This is a genomic window from Bradyrhizobium sp. LjRoot220 (assembly GCF_964252915.1).
Lineage (GTDB): Bacteria > Pseudomonadota > Alphaproteobacteria > Rhizobiales > Xanthobacteraceae > Bradyrhizobium.
The window spans coordinates 1,054,504-1,076,154 of record NZ_CAXUPS020000001.1; the positions used below are offsets into that span (position 1 = coordinate 1,054,504).

The following is a 21,651-nucleotide window of genomic DNA, read 5'->3' on the forward strand; positions in this document are numbered from 1 at the left end:
TGATTGCAATCATTTCAGGAGTTTATTCTGCGGCCGCCGGCCTGCCGAATGAGCTCAGGCGTAGATGCGTAGTACGCCGTAAAGCACGGTGCCGACGATCAGTGTTGCCGCAATCAGCGTCAGGGCGATGAACTGGGGGCGGGTCACGAGCTCGCTTCCCGTGCGATCATGGATTGCGGAGTCCACAACTTCTGCAGCAGCAATGCGATGATAAGCAGGCCTATGCCGATGGCATCGGTGACGAGACCGGGATCGATCAGCAGCAAGGCGGCAGCAAGGAACAGTGCCCGCTCGAACCACGTTGCCACACGCAGGAAGTAGCCTTCGAGACTGGCCGCAAGCGCGATCACTCCAATGGTGCCGGAAAGCACCGCGCCCAGAATCTCGAGCCATGGCCCCTGGAACAGCAGGGCAGGGTTATAGACGAAGAAGAACGGCACGATGAATCCGGCGGCGGCGAACTTCATCGCCTGCACGCCCGAGGCCCACAGGCCGGCCCCGCCGATCGACGCGGCGGCGTACACCGCAAGTGCCACCGGCGGCGTCACCGCCGACAGGCACGAGAAGTAGAACGCGAACATGTGCGCCGCCATCGGCTCCACGCCGAGCTTCATGAGCGCAGGCACCAGCAGCGCCGCCTGCATGATATAGGCGGGAGTGGTCGGCATGCCCATCCCGAGAATGACGCCGGCGACCATGGTGATGAGCAGCGCGGGCATCAGCGAGCCGTAGGTGAAGTCGATCAGGAACGCCGTGAACCGCAGCGCCAGCCCGGTCTGCAGCACGATGCCGATCACGATTCCGGCGGACGCACAAGCCATCGCCACCGGCACGGTCTGAACCGCGCCTTCGCGCAGGCCTTCGAGGCAATCGCGCCAGTTCAGCCCCGTCGAGGGACGCAGCCACGAGATGCCGACCAGCGCGACGGTGGCGATGATCGCGCCATAGGTCGGCGTGAAGCCGTAGAGCAGCAGGACCAGCAGCACGATGACCGGCAGGAACAGGTGCCCCTGGCGCAGCATGATGTGACCGAGGATCGGCAGTTCCTCGCGCGGTATGCCCTTGAGGCCCGAGCGCACGGCGTTGAAGTGGATCGCGGCGAACAGCGCGCCGTAGTAGAATAACGCGGGGATCGCCGCGGCGATCATCACCTGAGTATAGCTGACGCCCTGGAATTCGGCCATCACGAAGGCCGCCGCCCCCATGATCGGCGGCATGATCTGTCCGCCGGTGGAAGCCACCGCCTCGATGGCGGCCGCCGCCTCGGGCTTGAAGCCGGTCTTCTTCATCATCGGAATGGTCAGCCAGCCGTCGACCATGACGTTGGCGACCGCGGAGCCGGAGATTGTGCCGAACAGGCTCGAGGAAACCACCGCGACCTTGCCGGGGCCGCCGCGCGCGCCGCCCGCGATCGCGTTGGCGAAGTTCATGAAGAACTGCCCCGCCCCGGATTTCTCCAGAAAGGTGCCGAAGATGATGAAGAGGATGACGTAGGTGGCGGCCACCGTCATCGGCACACCGAAAATGCCCTCGGTGGTGAAATATACCTGGTCGACCGTGATCTCGAGCGTGAGGCCGCGGTGGTAAGTCCAGCCGTACAGCCAGGGGCCAGCGAACCCATAGAACAGGAAGACGATCGCCACGATCGGCAGGGCCGCGCCGATGGTGCGTCGCGTCGCCTCCAGCACCAGGAGTGTGGCGGTGATTCCCACCATCATGTCCACGCGGGTCAGCGCATCCGCAGTGGGGAAACGGTTTACGATGTAGTTGTAATTCCAGAACATGTAGCCGATGCACGCCAGCGAAAGACCCGCCAGAGCAAGGTCCGCCCACGGCACGAGATCGGGGGTCGCGCCCTTGCTGCGAGGCCACAGCAGGAACGACAGCACCAGGCTGAAGGCGAGGGTGATATAGAGCAGGGCCTGCTGATCGGGAGCGTACGTCGTCAGCCGGGCGTAGACGTGGTAGACGGACATCGTGACCGCCACCAAGCCGACGACGAAGCCTGCGTAGCCTGCGAGCTTGCGCACTGCGCCGGTCCTACTTGATCAACCCAGCTTCACGGTAATATTTCTCCGCACCTGGGTGCATCCGCATGCCGAAATTCTTCGCCATCTCCGCCCCCGTCACGCCCTTCATGACGCTGGTGACGTTGCCGAACTCATCCCGCCCTTCAACGATGGCCTTGGTGATCTTGTAGATCACGTCGGCGGACGTCTTGGAGGATCCAATCAGCACGGTCGGCGACTGGAAGGTCTGCACGGCCTCGGTCACGCCCTGGTCCTTGTAGAGGCCGGCCGGGAGAGTGTAGGGCACGAATCCCGGATTGAGCTTTTGCAGGGCGGCCATCTCCTCGTTGCTGACACCAAGCACCCGCACTTTCATCGCCGAGCCCATGTCCATGATGAAGGACGCCGGCACCACCGTGAACCATCCGACCGCCATCGCCTGCCGGTTCTTCACCGCCTCGGCGTTGGACGAGACCGGCCCGTAGCTCTTGGCGCCGAGGTCGTCCAGCGTCATGCCGTTGACCTTGAGGACATACTCCCAGCCGGCCGCCAGGCTGGTGTTGCCGCGTGACGGCAGCGCCACCGGATGACCCTTCAGATCCTTGACGCTCTTGATGTCACTGGTCGCGGGAACCACGAGTTGCCAGACATTGGGGTAGAAGTTGGCGACGAACAGGCCCTTGTCGGTCTGCTTGCCGGCGAATTGACCTTCGCCCTTCTGCGCGTCGGACATCACGGTGGTCATCGACCAGCCGATATCGGCCTTGTCGTTGCGGATCTTCTCCATGTTGACGAGGGCGGCGCCCGGCTCGACCTGCACGTTCAATTCGGGAAATCGCTTGTTGACGACCTGCGAGGCCGCCGCAGCCATCGGCGTCCAGCTGCCGCCGGTCGGGCCGGCGCTGAAGATGACATCGGTCTTCTGCTGGGCATGGGTGGCGCCTGTCGCGGCGATGGCCAGTGTTGCGGCAGCGGTTAGGCACAGCACTCGGCGTGTGACACGCATGTGCACGGACATCGGCGGATCCCCTCTCTGCGTTAACTCTCCCTGATGGTGCAGCTTGTTTGGGCTCTGGTCCGCAAATTCCCGGCGGGGACCTCGTCGTCCCCACGGCGTGCGATTATCTGGCGCCTGTTCTGCAGCGGGTACGCTACAAGCACGCTGCGGCGACTGTCAACGAAGTGTGCCACGCCGACGTTTGCGTGCACTGCATCACGATTTGTCGGCCGCCACGCCTGCAGACTCATGGCCGCGGCGCAGGCCCTGATGGCTGGAACGGCGGCCGGCCTTGGATGCGATCGCGCTAGTTGCTGGCCGCGCGGTCGCGCTTCTGGCGGCGCGGGGCGTTCACACTGCCGGTCACGTCGGGATAGCCGTGCAGCATCAGCTGGTCGGCCTTTACGCCCCAGCTTTCCAGGCGATCCAGAAAGCTCATGCCGAGCAAATTGGTTTTCATCTGCCCGCGCGGCACCACCAGCGCCGGAACTGATTTCTCGACGAGGTGACCGACCGCGAGACGGTTCAGCGTCAGGCGCGCCGCCTTGGTGTGTCCGCCCGCGGTTTCGACGTCGACATTGTATTCGAGCATCTCGAGCGGCAGCCCGATCGCCTTCGCGGTCTCCCAGGTCAGCACCACCGAGGTCGCACCGGTGTCGATCACCATCGGCGCCTTGACGCCGTTGATCTTGGCATGCAGCGCGAATTCGCCGGTCTGGCCGCGGGCGATCTGCACCGCGGGCTCCGGCTGCAGGCCGCGCCGCCGCAGCATCTGCGAAACCTGGTCGCTGGCGCGCGCGATCTGTTCGGGGTCACCATAGGCCACCACTGCGCCGGCCGTGGCCGCGAGCGTGACAAGGACAAGCAGGATGCGGCTCACAGCACGCCTCCCTCGGCAGTCCAGGCATTGATCAGCCGGACGTCGGACGCTCCGCGATCTGCGCCAGGCCGGCCTCTGCCATGCGTGCCGGCAATCCATCCATCACCGCCAACCGCGCCGCGCTGTCCATACGGTGCCACTGCGCGATTTCCGGCAGCGTTCGTCCGCAGCCGAAGCAGAGCTTGGTTTTGGGATCCATCATGCAGACTGCGATACACGGCGTTTCTTTGCTCATTCAGGGAGTGTGAAATGCTTTCGGTGTTTTGCGCAAGCGCTCCAGTTACAATCCGGTTCCGGCGCTCATGATCGGTTTGTTGCGCGCCCGGCGTCTCTCGTCGGCGGGCGCAGGGATGATGGGTTCCGGCTGCAGGGGCGGGGCCTCCTCGGCCATCGGCGCCAGGGCCGACATCACGCGCTCCGGCGGGAAGGTGACGATGACTTCGGTGCCGATGCGCAGCTTCGATTTCAGCGTGAAGGTGCCGCCATGCATGTCGATCAGGCTTTTTGCGATCGGCAGTCCGAGCCCAGCGCCCTGTTCGGCCGACTTGATCGAGTTGGAGCCTTGGCCGAACGACGCCAGCACGATCGGGATCTCATCTTCCGCAATACCGGAGCCGGTATCCTTGACGCTCAGATACTGTCCGCCGGATGCGGTCCAGCCGACCTTCAGCCAGATTTCGCCGCCTTGCGGGGTGAACTTGATCGAGTTCGACAACAGGTTGAGCACGATCTGGCGGGTGGCGCGCTCATCGCCCCAGATCCGCGGCATGCCCTGTTCGAACACTTCGTGGATGGTGATGCCGCGGCTGGTGGCGCGCAACTTCAAAAGATGGTGGCAGTCGGCGACGACATGCACCAGCGACACCGCTTCTTCATTGAGCTCATAGCGGCCGGCCTCGATCCGCGACAGATCGAGGATCTCGTTGATGAGGTTGAGCAGATGGACGCCGGAATTGTGGATGTCGGCAGAGTATTCCTTGTAGACCGGCACGGTGTGCGCGCCGAAAATCTCGCTCTTCATCACCTCGGAGAATCCGAGGATCGCGTTCAGCGGCGTGCGCAGTTCGTGGCTCATCTGCGCGAGAAAGCGCGACTTGGCGACGTTGGCGGATTCGGCGCGATGCCGTGCCTCGTCGGAGATCGCCTTGGCCTGCTCAAGCTCGCCGATCAGCGCATCCTTTTCGGCGCGCGCTTCCAGCGTCGCCAGGGTGGTCGAGTGCAGGCGATGGGCGAGCAGCGCGAAATAGCCTTCGGCGGCCAGCGCCAGCATGGCGAGCGCGTAAGTGTCGAAGGTGCCGCCCATCACGAAATTCAGCGCGATCGCCGCGGTGACCGGCGCGGTGGCCGCCAGCGCCGCAATCGGCAGGCTGGCCGCCAGCATGCTCGACACCGCGATCACCAGCAGCATCAGGAACATCATCATCGTGTTGGACACGACGTCGAGGCCGGCGGGGTGGATCAGGATCGCGGTCCAGCACAGGCCGTAGAGCAGGTCGAGCAGCACAAATCGCGTGCGCCATTTGCGCGTGGCGGCGAGCGAGGGCTGCACCGCCAGAAACCGCCGGCAATTGCGGATGATGACGGCATGGATGCAGAGCATGCCGATGGTCCAGGCCACGGCCGCGAGCAGGTGCATCCAAAGGCCGAACAGTACACCGGTCGCAACCACCAGCAGCATGACGACATAGGAAGCCGACATCCTGGTCTGGGCATATTGCCGGAGCAGTTCGGTATCGAAAGCCGGGCGGGTTCCGCTGGTCGACGTTAACCGGTCGCGCGCCTCACGCACCCGCTGCGCCGCGAGACGCCGGGTATTGACCGGGGCGGCAACTGGCGGTTCCGCCGGAAGCTGGACGACCTCGGGCTTTTCTGCGGGAATACTCATCAAACAACACAAACCCTGCCCGCGAACCGCGCGGGCTTTTGCATTGTCTATCTGTGAGCCCAAAACCTTAAGCGATGACTTAAAGAGCTAAAGAATCACGTTAACGCCGGGTTAAATTAACACTTCCCATCGTCATGGCCGGGCATGGTCGTCTGTTAGGACGGCGTCGCTTCCGCTCGCCTATGCCCGGCCATCCACGTCTTGTTTCTGTAGCGGCCAAAGGAAAACGCGGATGCCCGGGACAAGCCCGGGCACAGCGACGAGGGCTGTAAATGTCGCGCTACCGCTCCAACCTCGCCAGCAGGCTCGACGTGTCCCAGCGCTTGCCGCCCATTTTTTCGACTTCGGAATAGAACTGATCGACCAGCGCGGTGACCGGCAAATTGGCGCCGTTGCGGCGGGATTCGGCGATGCAGATCGACAGATCCTTGCGCATCCATTCGACCGCAAAGCCGAAATCGAACTTGCCGTCGTTCATGGTCTTGTAGCGGTTCTCCATCTGCCAGGACTGCGCGGCGCCCTTGGAGATGGTCTCGATCACGGCCTGGACGTCGAGGCCGGATTTTTTCGCGAAGTGAATGCCTTCGGACAGGCCCTGAACCAGCCCCGCGATACAGATCTGGTTGACCATCTTTGTTAACTGGCCGGAACCTGCGGGTCCGAGCAGCTTGCACATCCGCGCATAGGCCGCGATCACGGGCTCGGCGCCCGCATAGGCGTCCAGCGCACCGCCGCACATCACGGTCAGGATGCCGTTTTCGGCGCCGGCCTGTCCGCCGGATACCGGCCCGTCGACGAACTTGAAGCCGGCCTTGGTGGCGGCGGCATCGAGCTCGCGGGCGACTTCGGCCGAAGCGGTGGTGTGGTCGACGAAGGTCGCGCCCTTCTTCATGCCGGCGAACGCGCCATCGGTGCCGATCGTGACCGCGCGCAAATCATTGTCGTTGCCGACGCAGCACATCACGAAATCCTGGCCTTCGGCGGCGGCCTTTGGCGTCGGCGCGGTGCGGCCGCCGAACTTGTCCGCCCACTCCTTCGCCTTGGCTCCGGTCCGGTTGTAAACGGTGACCTCGTGGCCGCCTTTTTTCACCAGATGGCCCGCCATCGGGAAACCCATCACGCCGAGACCGAGAAAAGCGACTTTAGCCATGTGTGCTACCTTATCGTTTGCCCGTTCGGGCTTACCTTGGAGTTTGGCCGGCAAAGGTGCCGGGCGGACGGCATTATGCAGGCGGGAGGCGGCACCATAACCCCTGCGCCATGAAGGGCAACCGCCTTCGTTTGGCTGAAAGGGCCGGTTTTTGTGCTAGGATCGGGCCACTTAAGAAGTTCACAAAAAAGGGAGTGAGATCGCATGGGCGTCAGCGTGGGCGTGCTCGATCATTTCAACATCCGGACCCGGAATCTCGCCGACACGGTCCGCTTTTACGAGGATATCCTGGGACTGGAAAAAGGGCCCCGGCCGAACTTCGCGTTCCCCGGGGCGTGGATGTACTCGGAGGGCAAGGCGGTGGTGCATCTGGTCGATATTTCCAAAACCGACGAGCCACAAAAGCCGGATTCCGGCGTTGTCCATCACGTGGCCTTCGCCAGTACGGGTTTTGCCGGCATGCAGCAGCGGCTCAAATCCAAAGGGACGGAGTTCGACTCGCGTCAGGTTCCCGGCGGCGATCTCTGGCAGATCTTCGTCACCGATCCCAACGGCGTCATGGTCGAATTGAACTACGAAGCCGCCAAGGAGGGCGGGGTCGTGGCCCCGGCCGAACGCCGGGACGACGTCGGAGCGAGGTAGCCTTTTCGGCTGCAACGCTCTAAGAGGGCCCCGGTTCTGATGCAGATGGAACCGAGGCTCCAGGAGACGTGCCGTGAGCGTAACGCAGCAACAGGTTCTCGATGCCTTGGCCAAGGTGGCTTCGCCGCGCGGCGTCGCCTTGACCAACGCAAACGTGCTGTCGGAGATCACGGCTAACGACGGCAAGGTGTTTTTCTCCATCAATGTCGACGCTGCGGAAGCCCGCGCGTGGGAAAGCGCGCGGGCCCAGGCGGAAGCCGCGGTTCGCGCCATTCCCGGCGTCAGCGTGGCGATGATCGCGCTGACCGCCGAGCGCAAGCCCGGTACTGCTGCGGCGCCGCCGCCGCCACCTCAGCCGCACCGCCATGCGCACGGCGTGCAGCCGGTGTCGGCGCATCGGCCGCCGCAAAGCCCGTCGTCGCCGATGTCCAGGCAGGCGGAAATTCCGGGCGTCGCGGCCGTGATTGCGGTGGCGTCCGGCAAGGGCGGCGTCGGCAAGTCGACCACGGCGCTCAATCTGGCGCTCGGCTTGCGCGATCTCGGCCTGCGCGTCGGTCTGCTCGACGCGGATATTTACGGCCCCTCGGTGCCGCGGCTGACCGGCATTCACGAGAAGCCGAAACTGAACGACGACCGCAAGATGATTCCGATCGAACGTTTCGGTCTCTCCATCATGTCGATCGGCTTCCTGGTCGAGGAAGAAACCGCGATGATCTGGCGTGGACCGATGGTGATGTCGGCGATCACCCAGATGCTGCGCGACGTGGCGTGGGGCACGCTCGACATTCTCGTGGTCGACATGCCGCCGGGCACCGGCGACGCGCAACTGACCCTGGCGCAGAACGTGCCGCTAAAGGGGGCGGTCATCATCTCGACGCCGCAGGACCTCTCCTTGATCGACGCGCGGCGCGGGCTTGCCATGTTCAAGAAGGTCAACGTGCCCGTGCTCGGTATCGTCGAGAACATGAGCTATTTCCAGTGCCCGCATTGCGGCACGCGGTCGGACATTTTCGGCCACGGCGGGGCGCGGCACGAGGCCGAGCGGCTGGGTGTGCCGTTCCTGGGCGAAATCCCGCTACACATGTCGATTCGCACCACGTCGGATTCCGGCAAGCCCGTGGTGGCCAGCGAACCGGACGGCCCGCATGCCGCCATCTACCGCGAGATCGGTACCAAGGTCCGCGACCAGCTTCAGGGCGTAAATCCAGCCACTTGAAGGCCTTATCCTTCCTTTCTGAGACTTTCGTTTAATCAGTGCTGTCATGCCTTCGTCGCGTTTTCGTTAGGCAACTTCCATGTTAAAGCGCCCCCGCCAGAGCGCCCCGGAACACGTGGAATTCGCCTCTTCCGGAGGATCGCTCGCGGAAATTGGGAAACGTCCCCGACTTTAAGGAGAAGCCTGAATGAAGCGTCGTGATTTTTTGAAAGTTTCAGCGGCCGGTGCTGCCGCGACAGCCGTTGCCTCGCCGGCGATCGCGCAATCCTCGCCTGAAATCAAATGGCGCTTGACGTCGAGCTTCCCGAAGTCGCTCGACACCATTTACGGCGGTGCTGACCAGCTGTCGAAATACGTCGCCGAGATGACCGACAACAAATTCCAGATCCAGGTATTCGCCGCGGGCGAAGTCGTTCCGGGTCTGCAGGCGCTCGACGCCACCTCCAACGGCACCGTCGAGATGTGCCACACCGTTTCCTATTACTACGTCGGCAAGGACCCGACCTTTGCGATCTTTGCGTCGGTTCCGTTCGGCCTCAATGCGCGCCAGCAGAACTCCTGGTGGTCGCAGGGTGGCGGCGCGGAACTCGGCAACGAGTTCTTCAAGAAGTTTGGCGTCATCGGCTTCCCCTGCGGCAACACCGGTACCCAGATGGGCGGCTGGTTCCGCAAGGAAATCAAGACGGTTGCCGACATGTCGGGCCTCAAATTCCGCATCGGCGGCATCGCCGGCCAGGTGTTGCAGAAGGTCGGCGTCGTGCCGCAGCAGATCGCCGGCGGCGACATCTATCCGGCGCTGGAAAAGGGCACCATCGACGCCGCCGAGTGGGTCGGTCCGTATGACGACGAAAAGCTCGGCTTCCAGAAGGTCGCGAAGTTCTACTATTACCCCGGCTTCTGGGAAGGCGGCCCGATGGTCCACGCCTTCACCAACCTCGAGAAGTGGAATTCGCTGCCGAAGAATTATCAGGCGATCCTCACCAACGCTTCGGCGCACGCCAACGCCTGGATGAACGAACGCTATGACATGCTCAATCCGGCCGCGTTGAAGCGCCTGGTCGCCGGTGGCACCCAGCTTCGTCCCTTCACCAACGAAGTGCTGGAAGCCTGCCTGAAGGCGACCAACGAGCTGTGGACCGAACTCTCCGGCAAGAATGCCGACTTCAAAAAGACCATCGATTCGATGCAGGCCTACCGCTCCGACCAGTACCTGTGGTGGCAGGTCGCCGAATACACCTTCGACAGCTTCATGATCCGCTCGCGCACGCGCGGCTGATCTTATTCTTAAGTCGCACAAGCCAGCCCGGTCTCCGCGAGGAGGCCGGGCTTTTTGCGTTACGCCTTGCAGTTCGGGATGGAAATTAACAACCGGATGCTCCATGGTGCCTCGCAAAAGCCTCGGCAAGAAGGCTGTCGGACACACAACCACAAGGGCAGGATTCCATGAAAAGAAGAGATTTTCTAAAGGTCACAGGTATAGGCGCGGCGGGTGCGGCAACCCTTGCGGCGCCTGCGATTGCGCAGTCGATGCCGGAAATCAAATGGCGGTTGACGGCGAGCTGGCCGAAATCGCTCGACACGCTGTGGGGCGGGGTCGAGCTGATGTCCAAACTCGTCGCCGAAGCCACCGACAACAAGTTCCAGCTTCAGGCCTTTGCGGGCGGTGAAATCGTCCCGGGTCTGCAAGTCCTCGATGCCGTGCAAAACGGCACCGTCGAGATGGGACATACCGCTTCCTATTATTACTTCGGCAAGGACCCGACGTTTGCGTTCGGCACTGCCGTGCCGTTCGGACCCAACCAGCGCCTCAACCAGGCCTGGTACATGCTCGGCGGGGGCAGGGAACTGCTCAACGAGTTCTACAAGGGCTACAACGTCACGTCGTTTCTCGCCGGCAATACCGGTTGCCAGATGGGCGGCTGGTTCCGCAAGGAGATCAATACCGTCGACGATCTGAAGGGGCTCAAGATGCGCATCGGCGGCTTCGCCGGCCGCGTCATGCAGAAACTGGGCGTCGTGCCGCAGCAGCTCGCCGGCGGCGATATCTATCCCGCGCTCGAAAAAGGCACGATCGACGCGGCGGAATGGGTCGGCCCGTACGACGATGAGAAGCTCGGCTTCAACAAGGTCGCGCCGCACTACTATTATCCCGGATGGTGGGAAGGTGGCCCGATGCTGCTAGCCCTCGTCAATCTGGATAAGTGGAACGCGCTGCCGAAGTACTATCAGAGCGTCCTCGAACAGGCCGGCCAGGCCGCCAACAGCTGGATGATGGCGAAGTACGATCAGGGCAATCCACAAGCGCTGAAAAAACTGCTCGCCGGCGGCACCAAGCTGCATGCGTTTTCGCCACCGATCATGCAGGCCTGCCTGAAGGCGACCAAGGAAATATATGCCGAAACGGCGGCGACCAATCCGAACTTCAAGAAGGTCCTGGACTCGCTAAACGGCTTCACGACCAACGGATACCAGTGGTTCCAGGTCGCCGAGCTCGGCTACGACAGCTTCATGGCGCGCAACCCGCAGGGCTGATCGATAGCGTTCTCGCGAAGCGGAAGAAGCCTCAAAACAAAAACCCCGGAGTGAAAGCTCCGGGGTTTTTCATTGCAAGAATCTTGGCAGGAATCTCGACAGGAATCCCGCCCGCTATTGTTTAGGCTGACCAAAATCCAGTGGTGGCAGTTCGATCTGCGGCACCTCGATCCTGACCTTGCTGAGGTCGACGTCGATCGGCTTGTCGAGGAACACGGTGACCACGCTCGGGAAGGCGACCACGATCGCCACCATGATCGCCTGCAGGCCGATCCAGGGCAGGGCGCCCCAATAGATGTCGGAACTCTTTACTTCCCTGGGCGCGACGCCGCGCAAATAGAACAGCGCAAAGCCGAACGGCGGATGCAGGAACGACGTCTGCATGTTGACGCACAGCATGACGCCGAACCAGATCAGTGCGGCGTCGGGGCCTACCACCGGCGCCAGTACCTTCTGCGCGATCGGCGCCACCATCGGCAGGATGATGAAGGCGATCTCGAAGAAGTCGAGGAAGAACGCCAGGAAGAAGATGAAGAGGTTGATGAAGACCAGGAAGCCCCAGACGCCGCCGGGGATCGAGGTCAGATGATGCTCGAGCCAGACGCCGCCGGAGACTCCGAGGAACACCACCGAGAAGCAGGTCGAGCCGATCAGGATGAACACCACCATGGTGGAAAGGCGCATCGTCGACTGGTAGCCCTGCTTGATCAGGTCGCGCAGGTCGGGGATACGGACGGCTTCGAGGCAGAGCCAGACGACGGCGAGATAGACCACCGCGAAGGTGAGTTTCAAAACCTTGCCTTCACCGAGCAGCATGCCGACGATCACGGCGACACCGGTGGCGGCGATGCCGACCAGGAGCATCTTTTGCCCCTTGCTGCTCAGGTCCTTGTGGTGGATCGCGGCGAGGACGATGGCGCCGATGGCGCCCATCGCGCCGGCTTCGGTCGGCGTTGCGAGGCCCATCATCATGGTGCCAAGCACGACGAAGATCAGGACGGCCGACGGAATGATGCCCATCAGGCATTTCTTCCAGAGCGGCCAGCCCGTCAGCGTGAGCGCGTCCCTCGGAACCGGAGGGACGTGATGTGGTTTGATGAGGCCGAGCATGAACGTATAGCCGGCGAACAGGGCGATCTGGAGGATCGATGGCCCCCAGGCGCCGAGATACATGTCGCCGACCGACTTGCCGAGCTGGTCGGCCATCACGATCAGCACCAGCGAGGGCGGCACCAATTGGGTGATCGTGCCGGACGCGGCGAGCACGCCGGTGATGTAGCGAATGTTGTAGCCGTAGCGCATCATCACCGGCATCGAGATCAGCGCCATCGCGATGACCTGCGCCGCCACCGTGCCGGTGATCGCGCCGAGGATGAAGCCGACGATGATGACGGAATAGCCGAGGCCGCCGCGGACCGGCCCGAACAGCTGGCCCATCGAGTCCAGCATGTCTTCTGCAAGCCCGCACCGTTCCAGGATCGAGCCCATGAAGGTGAAGAAGGGGATCGCCAGCAGCAACTCGTTGGAGAGCACGCTGCCGAAGATGCGGCCCGGAATGGCCTGCAGGAAGTTCATGTCGAAGAAGCCGAGATAGATCGACAGGAATCCGAACGACAGCCCGAGCGCGGCCAGCGTGAAGGCCACCGGAAAGCCGATCAGCATGGCCAGAATCAAGCCGCCGAACATCAGCGGCGGCATCATCTCCAGCGTAATCATTGCAGCGGCCTCTCGTATTTGGCGTCGATCATGACATAGCCCTTCAACGCCGCGATGCGCTTGATCACTTCAGAGAGTCCTTGCAGAGCCAGGAAAACGAAGCCGACGGGAACTACGGCCTTGATTGGCCAGCGCACCAGGCCGCCGGCATTGCTCGAAATCTCGCCGACGGCGTAGGCCTGCATGAAGAATGGCCACGACAGATAGGCAAGCAGCAGGCAGGACGGGATCAGGAAAAACAGCGTTCCGATCATGTCGAGCCACAGCTGTCCGCGCTCGGACAGCATGAGATAAAGAATTTCGACGCGGACGTGCTCGTTCTTCTTGAAGGTATAGGAGGCGCCGAACATCACGAAGACGGCGAACATGTACCACTGCAATTCGAGCCAGCTGTTGGAACTGTAACCGAACGCGTAGCGGATCATCGCGTTGGCCGCACTCACCACGCAGGCGGCGAGTACGAGCCAGTTGCAGACGCCGCCGAGTTTCTCATTGATCCAATCGATGCCGTTACTCAGTGCCAGCAATGGGCCCATTACGCTCTCCTCGGGCACGTCATCGACGTGCGCCGGATTTCTTCATTGATATTGCGTCGCCACCCTGTGCCAGGCGCGCAGAGCCGCTGCCGCGCGGCAAACGCGCAGCTTCATTCCTGCGCGAAAAACGCGCAGGTTCGCAGCCCATTCGCTGGAGCGATTGCAACGATAGTCCTCCCCCGTTCGCACGCTTCCGCCGTCTTGACTGCTCCATCGGGGAACAGCGGCCCATCCGGCCGTGCTGGCGTAAAGCTGGCGCACCATTTCAGTGCGTTGTGGCGGCGTCAATCGGAAAATGGACAAATTGACGCGGGCTATCAGTTACATGGGGAGCACGCACATGGTTGTGCGGGAAGGCCGAAATACACGCTGAAATTTCAACCGCCGGTAACACTCATGTGGCGACTAACGCTTGGGCGGTTATGGCGGCGGTCGATGATGAAGTCGTGGCCCTTCGGCTTCAGGCCGATGGCGCGATCGATCGCGGCGGCGAGCAGGTCGTTGTCGGCAGATGCCCGCAACGGCTTGCGCAAATCGGAGGCATCCTCGTGACCGAGGCAGGTATGCAGCGTGCCGGTGCAGGTGATCCGCACCCGGTTGCAGGACTCGCAGAAATTATGGGTCATCGGCGTGATGAAGCCGAGCTTGCCGCCGGTCTCGCTGATGCGGACATAGCGGGCAGGGCCGCCGGTGTCGTCGTCGAGGTCGGTCAGCGTGTAGTGCTTGGCGAGACGCGCGCGCAACAGCGACAGCGGCACGTACTGGTCGATCCGGCCCTCGCCGATATCGCCCATCGGCATCACTTCGATCAACGTCAGCGCCATGCCCTTGCCATGCGCCCATTCCATCAGCGAGGGGATTTCCTCCTCGTTCATGTTCTTCAGCGCCACCGCGTTGATCTTCACCGCAAGTCCCGCGGCGCGCGCCGCTTCGATGCCGGCAAGTACCTTGTCGATGTCGCCCCAGCGCGTGATGGCGCGGAATTTGGCGGGATCGAGCGTATCGAGCGAGACGTTGATCCGGCGCACGCCGGCGTCGCGCAACTCGCCGGCAAAGCGCGCCAGCTGCGAACCGTTGGTGGTCAGCGTCAATTCATCGAGCGCGCCGCTCGAAAGATGCCGCGACAGCGAGCGCACCAGCGACATCACGTTGCGCCGGACCAGCGGCTCGCCGCCGGTGAGGCGGATCTTGCGCACGCCCTTGGCGACGAAGGCCGTGCACAGCCGGTCGAGTTCTTCCAGCGTCAGCAAGTCGGCCTTCGGCAGGAACGTCATGTCCTCGGACATGCAGTAGAAGCAGCGCAGGTCGCAGCGATCGGTGACGGAGACGCGCAGATAGCGGATGGTCCGGCCAAACGGGTCGGTCATCGGACGGAACAGCTGATCAGGAGAAGTCGACAATCCGCTCATCCAAACTGCCTTGCAAAGGGTTCGCATATCAGCCGCGTGCGGCGGAGCCGCCGCAACGTCTGTCACATGGAATGTAGGCACGAAGCAAGACGGCTACAATCGCACTCTTTCGGGGTGCGCTGCGGGGTCGCGATCAGCGGGCCGGCTGTGCTGCTGGCGCCGGCGCGGCGGGGAACGGCGAATCCGCTGCGGGCGCTGCAGCGGGCTTGGGCTTCCTGGGACGCATCGGCTTGCGAACGCGCGGCGGCGGCCCGGCGGGCTTCAACTCGGCGAATACAGGGCTTGGTTCAAGGGTGGTGGAGGCGGGCGTGGTAAAGTCGCCCGGGTTCCGGATCACCTGGACGGGAACAGTGACCGGCTGGAACCGGGGCAGGTTGAAGGTTACGGAGAAGCCGGCATCCGGCGCAGGGACCGATACGGTGCAGGGGGTCTTGCAGCCCGGTCCAAGCGAGGTGGTGGCGTCGGCCCCGGGCGGCACCGTTTCCAGCTGGACCGGGATCGGTGGCGGCGCCCCCTTGAAGGAATCGAGGGAAAACGACGAGCAACCGGCCAGAGCAGTTCCGGCGACGGCAATCGCAAAAACACGACGTATGATCATCACTCACACCTGCGGCGATCAGCCACAATCCCCAGCCCGACCTTATGAGCGTGAGAACAGGGCCGCAACCGTACCGGGCAGATTCGTTAAGTGATGGTTAATGGCGGGTCGGTGCGAATCTGATATGTGATGAAAATCAATCGGTTACGGTGCCGTCGTGACCCCGATCAGGCTGTTCACTGCCGCCGGCAGTTCGCGAAAATGGCCGATCAGCCGGTCCGGCTTGAACTCCGCGATGGGAACATCGGTGTAACCGAATTCGACCCCGATCACGGGAATGCCCGCGCGCCGGGCCACGCCGATGTCGGGACCGGCATCGCCGACCATGATGGCGCCCGCGAGCTGCCCGCCGGCGCGGGCCAGCGTCTCTCGCAGGATCACTGGATCGGGCTTTGAGACCCCAAAAGTGTCCGCGCCGCAGATCGCGGCAAACCGCTTGCTGAGGTCGAGCTTGTCGAGCAGCAGTTTTGAAAGCCATTCCAGCTTGTTGGTGCAGACTGCAAAGCGAAAGCCCTGGGTTTCCAGTTCATCCAGGGCGGCTTCCAGCCCCTCGAAGGGGCGCGATTCATCCGCGATGTGGGCGCCGTAATATTCGACGAAATCCCTGGTCAGCCGGTTGAGGTCTTCGACATCAACGGCGCGGTCCTCGACCTCGAGGCCGCGTTCGATCAGCTTGCGCGCGCCGGCGCCGATCAGGTTGCGCGCACGAGCGAGCGGCAACGGGGCGATGCCCTCGCGGTCCAGCACGAAATTGAGCGCGCTGATCAGATCCGGCGCGGTATCGACCAGCGTGCCGTCGAGATCGAATACGAGGGTGCGGGGAAGTGTCATTGGAATTCGCTACCGGCAGCGGCGCGGCCGTGCAAGTGGATATGCACCAAATCCCCTGGAGATCAGCCATCGGAAATCCGTGGCCGGCAGTATCGGCTTTGCCGGCGGCGGTTCGTGCTTGAGCACGTTTGCGCCCAACATGCGCGGCACAATCTGCGGCGTTGCCGATTCCTCGACGCAGGCGTTCTTTGACGCCTTCGTCGGCTAGCTGGGCTGGGCCGGCACCAGGCCTAATCGGGCATTCTCGTCCGGGCCGGCATTCCAGTAACCGAGCCTTTCCGCGAGGGCCAGGAATTGCGAGATTCGCTCTGGCGAGGGTGCGCCGGGATTCGCTGCGTCCTCGGTCGTGGGTATGCCGATGTCGCGCAGGAAGCCAGCGAGCTTCGCGGTGGTCACGATGATGGACACCGCAGGCTCGGACGCGCGGTTGCGAAATGCATGTTTGGCGTTCGCCTGCACGTGAAACACATCGCCCGGCCGCATCCGCGACCACGCGAATTTACCATCCGATTCCGAAAGTCCTTCAAGTTCTCCGGATATCTGAATGAAGGTTTCGGGATCGTCGTGGCTGTGCAGCGGGATGCAGACGCCGGGCGGCACGACGCCTCGCAGGATGCAGGGCGAAGCCCCCTTGCCGTCCGGCGGCGACAGGAACTGGATCACGGGTCCCATGATGTCGAGACGTTCGAAACCCCGCCAATCGACGACATGGGCCTTCGGTGCGTTTTGTTGATGAGCATGTGACATTGGGTGTCTCCGTTGAAAATGGCATCGGGCTTTGCGCCATCACGGCATCGCATCAGGCGCAATCAGCGCGCGGGTTTCCGCGTCGACCACGAAGACGACGAGAAGCTGCGCGGATTCGGACGTGCTGGCGTTCTCGCTGATGATGTGGTGCGAACCGTGCGGCTCGAACCAGCCCTCCCCCGCGCGATAGACCTTGGCCGGCGCGTCGTTGATCTGGCTGCGAATCTCGCCCGACAGCACGTGGGCAAAGATCAGATCGGCGCCCGGATGCGTATGCGGCGGCGATTTGGCGCCCGGCCTGTAATAGACCACCGAAGCGACGAGGTTCTTTCCGGCAATGTTGGGGATTGGCTGCTTGAGCGACGAAATCACGGTTTCGCGTGGCGGCTCGACCGCGGTGGCATTGGCCGGCATCGCCGTCGAGGCGATCAGCGCGGCGAGGGCGCGTACGCGGATAGTCATGGCGCATCTCCTTCATATTGAATCAGTGCCGCGGTTCCGGCGGCCGGAACCCCAGCGCGTGTCATGGAGGATAATTGCGGCGCCGACGCTGTGCTTGGGCAGGAGCGAACAACGATTTGGGAACGAGTGCCCTGTCGCCGGAATTTTCCCTCAACACCCCCAGCGTGTGGGAGATGCACCGTCATGCCTGTTCCGAACCCAGCGTTCCGCTTTTCGACGACGGCGCTTTCGCCCGCAGAGCGGCTGCCGGCATGGTACGAGGTGTTTTCCCGTTCGACTTCGCGGCGCTACTGCGCGCCGCTCGACGAGACCTGCCACACCGACGTACGGATATGGACCCTCGGTCCCGCCGATGCCTGTACGGTCCGGGTTCAGCGCGTCACGCTCAGCCACTCCATCGAGACGCATCGCCCGCGTGAGCTTCTGAGCGATGGCAGCGACGACCTCGTCCTCAACATCCAGGAAGCCGGCGATACCTGCGTTTCACAATGCGGCATGCAGGCGACCGCGGCAGCGGGCGGGGCGATCCTGACGTCGAACGCCGATGTCTCGACGATTGCGTTTCGCGGTCCGGTCAGGTTCACCAGCATCGCCTTGCCGCGCCGGGTCATGATGGCGCTGGCGCCGCGCGCGGAGGATGCGATCGTCAAACCGGCGGGATCAGATTCGGCGGTGCTGCATTTGCTGATCAGTTACCTTGCCGTCGCCGAGGAGCAATCCGCAACGCAGTCGCCGGATCTGGCGCGAGCGGTTGCCGCCCACATCCATGACCTCTGCGCGCTCGCGATCGGCGCTTCGCGGGACGCCGCGGAGATCGCAAGGGGGCGCGGTCTGCGCCAGGCGAGGTTGCGGATGCTGAAGGAGGATATCGCCAGCAATCTGACGCTCGGCCCGGTCACGGCGGCCGCGCTGGCGCAACGCCATCGCATGACGCCGCGCTATGTACACAAGCTGTTTGAAGGCGAGGGCGTCTCGCTGTCGCAATTCGTCCGCGCCCAGCGATTGGCGCGGGTGCACCGGAATCTGACCGATCCGCGCCACGCAGGTCGCGCCATCGGCGAACTGGCGTTCGATGCCGGTTATGGCGACCTGTCGACCTTCAACCATGATTTCCGGCGCTGCTACGGCATGACGCCCTCCGCGCTCCGGGCCGCGGCGAGGCGGGACGAACGGTAGCGGCACGAGCTGCCGCCGATTTGTCCTCCGGAATCGGTGTCAATCGGCCCAATCGACGTCAAAATCGGTCCATCGGAGCACCAACGGTGCTGTTCCTGCCGCCCAAACGACGCTAGATATGCGCCGCCAGACCGGCGGATTTTCAAAAGGCATATCCACGTGGACATGGACGCATTGAAACGGCAGGCGGCGGCGCGTGCGCTGGAGCACGTCACCGACGGCATGAAGCTCGGGCTTGGCACCGGCTCGACCGCCAAGCACTTTGTCGAACTGCTTGGCGAGAAGGTTGCAACTGGACTGCGCGTGATTGGCGTGCCGACCTCCGAAGCGACGCGCTTGGACGCGATCCGCTGCGGTGTGCCGCTGACCACGCTCGACGAGATCGACCATCTCGATCTCACCGTCGACGGCGCCGACGAGTGTGACGGCGCGCTCAATCTGATCAAGGGCGGCGGCGGTGCGCTGCTCCGGGAGAAGATCGTGGCGGCGGCCTCCGATCGCATGATCGTGATCGCCGACGACACCAAGTGGGTCGATGTTCTCGGCCGCTTCCCCCTGCCTGTGGAGGTGATTCCGTTCGGGCTTGCCGCAACGCAGCGGGCGATGGCATCAGCATTTGCGCAAAGCGGGGTTTCCGGGCAAATGGGGGTCCGCAAGGCCAAAGACGGCCACGTTTTTGTCACCGATGGCGGCCACTGGATTGTCGATGCCCATCTCGGGAAAATAGCGGATGCACCGCGCCTGGCAGGCTTGTTGAGCGTGATCCCGGGCGTCGTCGAACACGGCCTGTTCATTGGCCTGGCGCGCACGGCCGTCCTGGCCGGCGCACAGGGAATACGCGTAGTTGAACGGCGATAGCGCCGAATCTTTGAGGAGAATTGGAATGAAGAGCTTTTCGGGAAGTTTGTCGGCTGCGGGTCTCGCGGTGGCACTGGCGCTGATCGGAGCGCCGGCCATGGCGCAGCAGAAAAACGCCCCCACCGTGGCCATACCGGGCAAGCCGGGGTCGCCGGCGGCCATCGCCGCCGCCAAGGAAATCCTGACCATGAAGAACGCGGTCGCGATGTACGCCAACGCGGTTCCCGGTCTGGTCGAGAAGACCAAGAACGTGCTGCTGGGGGCCAACCTCAACTATCAGAAGGACCTCAACGAGGTCGCCGTGATCGTCGCCAAGAATCTGGCCGGCCGCGAAAAGGAAATCGGCGACGGCATGGCGCAGATCTACGCCAACGAATTCACCGAGCAGGAATTGAAGGATCTGGTGACGTTCTACAAATCGCCGCTCGGCCAGAAGTTGATCCTGAACGAACCGAAAGCAATCCAGGGCAGCATGGCCTATATGAACGAGTGGGCGCAGTCCTTTGCCGAGGTGATCAACGGCCAGTTCCGCAGCGAAATGAAGAAGCGCGGCAAGGAAATCTGAGCTGGTAGACGGCGAATGGCGGTCCGCCACTCGCAAAGTGGGGCTGACCATGGCTGAATACGACGTCGATCTGTTTGTCATCGGTGGCGGTTCGGGCGGCGTCCGCGCCGCGCGCATCGCCGCCGGCTACGGCGCCAAGGTGATGGTCGCCGAAGAATACCGGATGGGCGGCACCTGCGTGATCCGCGGCTGCGTGCCGAAAAAACTGTTCGTGATCGGCTCGCATGTCCGTCACGAGATCGAGGACGCCGCCGGCTTCGGTTGGACCATTCCGGAAGTCTCCTTTGACTGGCCCACCCTGGTGGCCAACAAGGACAAGGAGATCGCCCGGCTCGAGGGCATCTACACCTCCAATGTCGAGAAGTCGGGCGCGGAGGTGGTGAAGGCCCGCGCGGTACTCGAAGACGCCCACACGCTGCTTTTGTCCGACGGCAAGCGCGTCACCGCGCAAACCATTCTGATCGCGACCGGCGGCCGGCCCAACCACGGCGCCGAGATTCCCGGCATCGAGCACGTGATCTCCTCGGACGAAGCGTTTCACCTCGACGAGTTGCCCAAACGCATCGTGATCCAGGGCGGCGGCTACATCGCGCTCGAATTCGCCGGTATCTTCAAGGGCTACGGCGCCGATGTCACCGTGATCTATCGCGGCGACAACATTTTGCGCGGTTTTGACGAGGACGTCCGCAAGCATGTGCGCATGGAGATGGAGAAGCAGGGCGTCAACATCATCACCGGCTGCACCATCGCCAGGGTCGACAAGCACGGCCGTGAATTCACCACGCATCTGTCTGATGGATCGAGCATTGCCTCCGACCAGGTCATGTTCGCGATCGGCCGCCACCCCAACGTCGCCAATCTCGGACTGGAAACCGCGGGCGTCGCCATCAATCCGAACAACGGCGGCATCGCCGTCGATGCGTGGTCGAAGACCTCAACGCCGAACATCTACGCCATCGGCGACGTCACCCACCGCACCAACCTGACGCCGGTGGCGATCCGCGAGGGCCACGCCTTCGCCGACACCGTGTTCGGCAAGCGCCCGGTGCAGGTCGATCACGCCACCATCCCGACCGCGGTGTTCTCGCAGCCCGAAGTCGGCACCGTGGGCCTGACCGAAGCCGAGGCCCGCGCGCAGTTCAGCCATGTCGATATCTTCAAGACCGATTTCCGCCCCATCAAGGCGACGATGTCCGGCCGCGACACCCGCGTCCTAATGAAGCTCGTGGTCGACGGCCAGACCGACCGCGTGCTCGGCTGTCACATCGTCGGCGAAGCCGCCGCCGAGATCACCCAGGCCGTCGGCATCGCCGTGAGGATGAAAGCGACCAAGGCCGATTTCGATTCCACCATCGCACTGCATCCGACGGCCGCCGAGGAGTTGGTGACGATGCGGACGCCAACGGCACGCTATGTGCGGGAAGCTGCGGCGGAGTAGGGGC

At 63.2% G+C, this 21,651-nt stretch carries 22 protein-coding genes; 9 read left to right on the forward strand and 13 right to left on the reverse strand.

All coding sequences use genetic code 11. From position 1 onward, the window contains the following. Nucleotides 1-143 precede the first annotated feature (143 nt). The 6 genes from ACSQ84_RS04340 to ACSQ84_RS04365 form a co-directional block, all read right to left on the reverse strand. A complete protein-coding gene (locus tag ACSQ84_RS04340) occupies nucleotides 144-2,030 on the reverse strand; it encodes a TRAP transporter permease (protein ID WP_436210383.1) in 1,887 nt (628 codons plus the stop codon). 10 nt (nucleotides 2,031-2,040) lie between these two features. Further along, nucleotides 2,041-3,027 carry a TAXI family TRAP transporter solute-binding subunit gene (locus tag ACSQ84_RS04345; protein ID WP_436210384.1) on the reverse strand — a complete coding sequence of 329 codons (987 nt, stop codon included), beginning with the start codon at nucleotides 3,025-3,027 and terminating at the stop codon, nucleotides 2,041-2,043. Between the two features lie 286 nt (nucleotides 3,028-3,313). Continuing rightward, nucleotides 3,314-3,886, reverse strand: a complete 573-nt coding sequence (locus ACSQ84_RS04350; RefSeq protein ID WP_436210385.1) for a TIGR02281 family clan AA aspartic protease — start codon at nucleotides 3,884-3,886, stop codon at nucleotides 3,314-3,316. Between the two features lie 31 nt (nucleotides 3,887-3,917). After that, complete coding sequence (locus ACSQ84_RS04355; protein ID WP_436210386.1) at nucleotides 3,918-4,121, reverse strand: DUF1289 domain-containing protein; 204 nt, start codon at nucleotides 4,119-4,121, stop codon at nucleotides 3,918-3,920. A 45-nt stretch (nucleotides 4,122-4,166) separates the two neighbouring features. Next, a complete protein-coding gene (locus ACSQ84_RS04360; RefSeq protein ID WP_436210387.1) occupies nucleotides 4,167-5,771 on the reverse strand; it encodes a sensor histidine kinase in 1,605 nt (534 codons plus the stop codon). Nucleotides 5,772-6,051: 280 nt separating this feature from the next. Beyond that, complete coding sequence (locus ACSQ84_RS04365; protein ID WP_436210388.1) at nucleotides 6,052-6,921, reverse strand: NAD(P)-dependent oxidoreductase; 870 nt, start codon at nucleotides 6,919-6,921, stop codon at nucleotides 6,052-6,054. A gap of 204 nt (nucleotides 6,922-7,125) precedes the next feature. Between ACSQ84_RS04365 and ACSQ84_RS04370 the strand changes: the two genes are divergently transcribed. From ACSQ84_RS04370 to ACSQ84_RS04385, 4 genes are all read left to right on the forward strand, one after another. Next, nucleotides 7,126-7,563 carry a VOC family protein gene (locus ACSQ84_RS04370; protein WP_436210389.1) on the forward strand — a complete coding sequence of 146 codons (438 nt, stop codon included), beginning with the start codon at nucleotides 7,126-7,128 and terminating at the stop codon, nucleotides 7,561-7,563. A gap of 73 nt (nucleotides 7,564-7,636) precedes the next feature. Further along, on the forward strand, nucleotides 7,637-8,779 hold the full coding sequence (locus ACSQ84_RS04375; protein WP_436210390.1) for an Mrp/NBP35 family ATP-binding protein: 1,143 nt from the start codon (nucleotides 7,637-7,639) through the stop codon (nucleotides 8,777-8,779). 187 nt (nucleotides 8,780-8,966) lie between these two features. Next, nucleotides 8,967-10,055 carry a TRAP transporter substrate-binding protein gene (locus ACSQ84_RS04380; protein WP_436210391.1) on the forward strand — a complete coding sequence of 363 codons (1,089 nt, stop codon included), beginning with the start codon at nucleotides 8,967-8,969 and terminating at the stop codon, nucleotides 10,053-10,055. Nucleotides 10,056-10,222: 167 nt separating this feature from the next. Beyond that, entirely contained in the window at nucleotides 10,223-11,311 is a 1,089-nt protein-coding gene (locus ACSQ84_RS04385) for a TRAP transporter substrate-binding protein (protein ID WP_436210392.1), read from the forward strand. A gap of 114 nt (nucleotides 11,312-11,425) precedes the next feature. Here the strand turns inward: ACSQ84_RS04385 and ACSQ84_RS04390 are convergent, their stop codons facing one another. From ACSQ84_RS04390 to ACSQ84_RS04410, 5 genes are all read right to left on the reverse strand, one after another. Further along, the gene (locus tag ACSQ84_RS04390; protein ID WP_436210393.1) at nucleotides 11,426-13,027 is read right to left on the reverse strand and encodes a TRAP transporter large permease; all 1,602 of its coding nucleotides are present in this window, start codon (nucleotides 13,025-13,027) and stop codon (nucleotides 11,426-11,428) included. Continuing rightward, a complete protein-coding gene (locus ACSQ84_RS04395; RefSeq protein ID WP_436210394.1) occupies nucleotides 13,024-13,563 on the reverse strand; it encodes a TRAP transporter small permease subunit in 540 nt (179 codons plus the stop codon). The genes ACSQ84_RS04390 and ACSQ84_RS04395 overlap by 4 nt, the downstream gene beginning before the upstream one ends. Nucleotides 13,564-13,940: 377 nt before the next feature. Beyond that, on the reverse strand, nucleotides 13,941-14,972 hold the full coding sequence (gene moaA / locus ACSQ84_RS04400) for a GTP 3',8-cyclase MoaA (RefSeq protein ID WP_436210395.1): 1,032 nt from the start codon (nucleotides 14,970-14,972) through the stop codon (nucleotides 13,941-13,943). A 133-nt stretch (nucleotides 14,973-15,105) separates the two neighbouring features. Beyond that, a complete protein-coding gene (locus ACSQ84_RS04405) occupies nucleotides 15,106-15,570 on the reverse strand; it encodes a hypothetical protein (protein ID WP_436210396.1) in 465 nt (154 codons plus the stop codon). Nucleotides 15,571-15,714: 144 nt separating this feature from the next. Continuing rightward, nucleotides 15,715-16,401 (reverse strand): HAD-IA family hydrolase, encoded by a 687-nt coding sequence (locus tag ACSQ84_RS04410; protein ID WP_436210397.1) that lies wholly within the window; start codon nucleotides 16,399-16,401, stop codon nucleotides 15,715-15,717. Between the two features lie 79 nt (nucleotides 16,402-16,480). On the opposite strand from ACSQ84_RS04410, the gene ACSQ84_RS04415 reads away from it, so the two are divergent. After that, complete coding sequence (locus ACSQ84_RS04415) at nucleotides 16,481-16,609, forward strand: hypothetical protein (RefSeq protein ID WP_436210398.1); 129 nt, start codon at nucleotides 16,481-16,483, stop codon at nucleotides 16,607-16,609. On the opposite strand, the gene ACSQ84_RS04420 is transcribed toward ACSQ84_RS04415, so the two are convergent. After that, nucleotides 16,606-17,148, reverse strand: a complete 543-nt coding sequence (locus tag ACSQ84_RS04420) for a cupin domain-containing protein (RefSeq protein WP_436210399.1) — start codon at nucleotides 17,146-17,148, stop codon at nucleotides 16,606-16,608. The two genes, ACSQ84_RS04415 and ACSQ84_RS04420, sit on opposite strands and share 4 nt — an antisense overlap. A gap of 39 nt (nucleotides 17,149-17,187) precedes the next feature. Next, entirely contained in the window at nucleotides 17,188-17,610 is a 423-nt protein-coding gene (locus ACSQ84_RS04425) for a cupin domain-containing protein (RefSeq protein WP_436210400.1), read from the reverse strand. Nucleotides 17,611-17,793: 183 nt separating this feature from the next. Between ACSQ84_RS04425 and ACSQ84_RS04430 the strand changes: the two genes are divergently transcribed. From ACSQ84_RS04430 to gor, 4 genes are all read left to right on the forward strand, one after another. Then, nucleotides 17,794-18,786, forward strand: a complete 993-nt coding sequence (locus tag ACSQ84_RS04430) for an AraC family transcriptional regulator (RefSeq protein ID WP_436210401.1) — start codon at nucleotides 17,794-17,796, stop codon at nucleotides 18,784-18,786. A gap of 159 nt (nucleotides 18,787-18,945) precedes the next feature. Then, nucleotides 18,946-19,644: a ribose-5-phosphate isomerase RpiA gene (gene rpiA / locus ACSQ84_RS04435; protein ID WP_436210402.1), complete on the forward strand. Its 699-nt coding sequence runs from the start codon at nucleotides 18,946-18,948 to the stop codon at nucleotides 19,642-19,644. Nucleotides 19,645-19,669: 25 nt separating this feature from the next. Beyond that, complete coding sequence (locus tag ACSQ84_RS04440) at nucleotides 19,670-20,209, forward strand: DUF2059 domain-containing protein (protein WP_436210403.1); 540 nt, start codon at nucleotides 19,670-19,672, stop codon at nucleotides 20,207-20,209. Between the two features lie 49 nt (nucleotides 20,210-20,258). Continuing rightward, entirely contained in the window at nucleotides 20,259-21,647 is a 1,389-nt protein-coding gene (gor, locus tag ACSQ84_RS04445) for a glutathione-disulfide reductase (RefSeq protein WP_436210404.1), read from the forward strand. Nucleotides 21,648-21,651 lie beyond the last annotated feature (4 nt).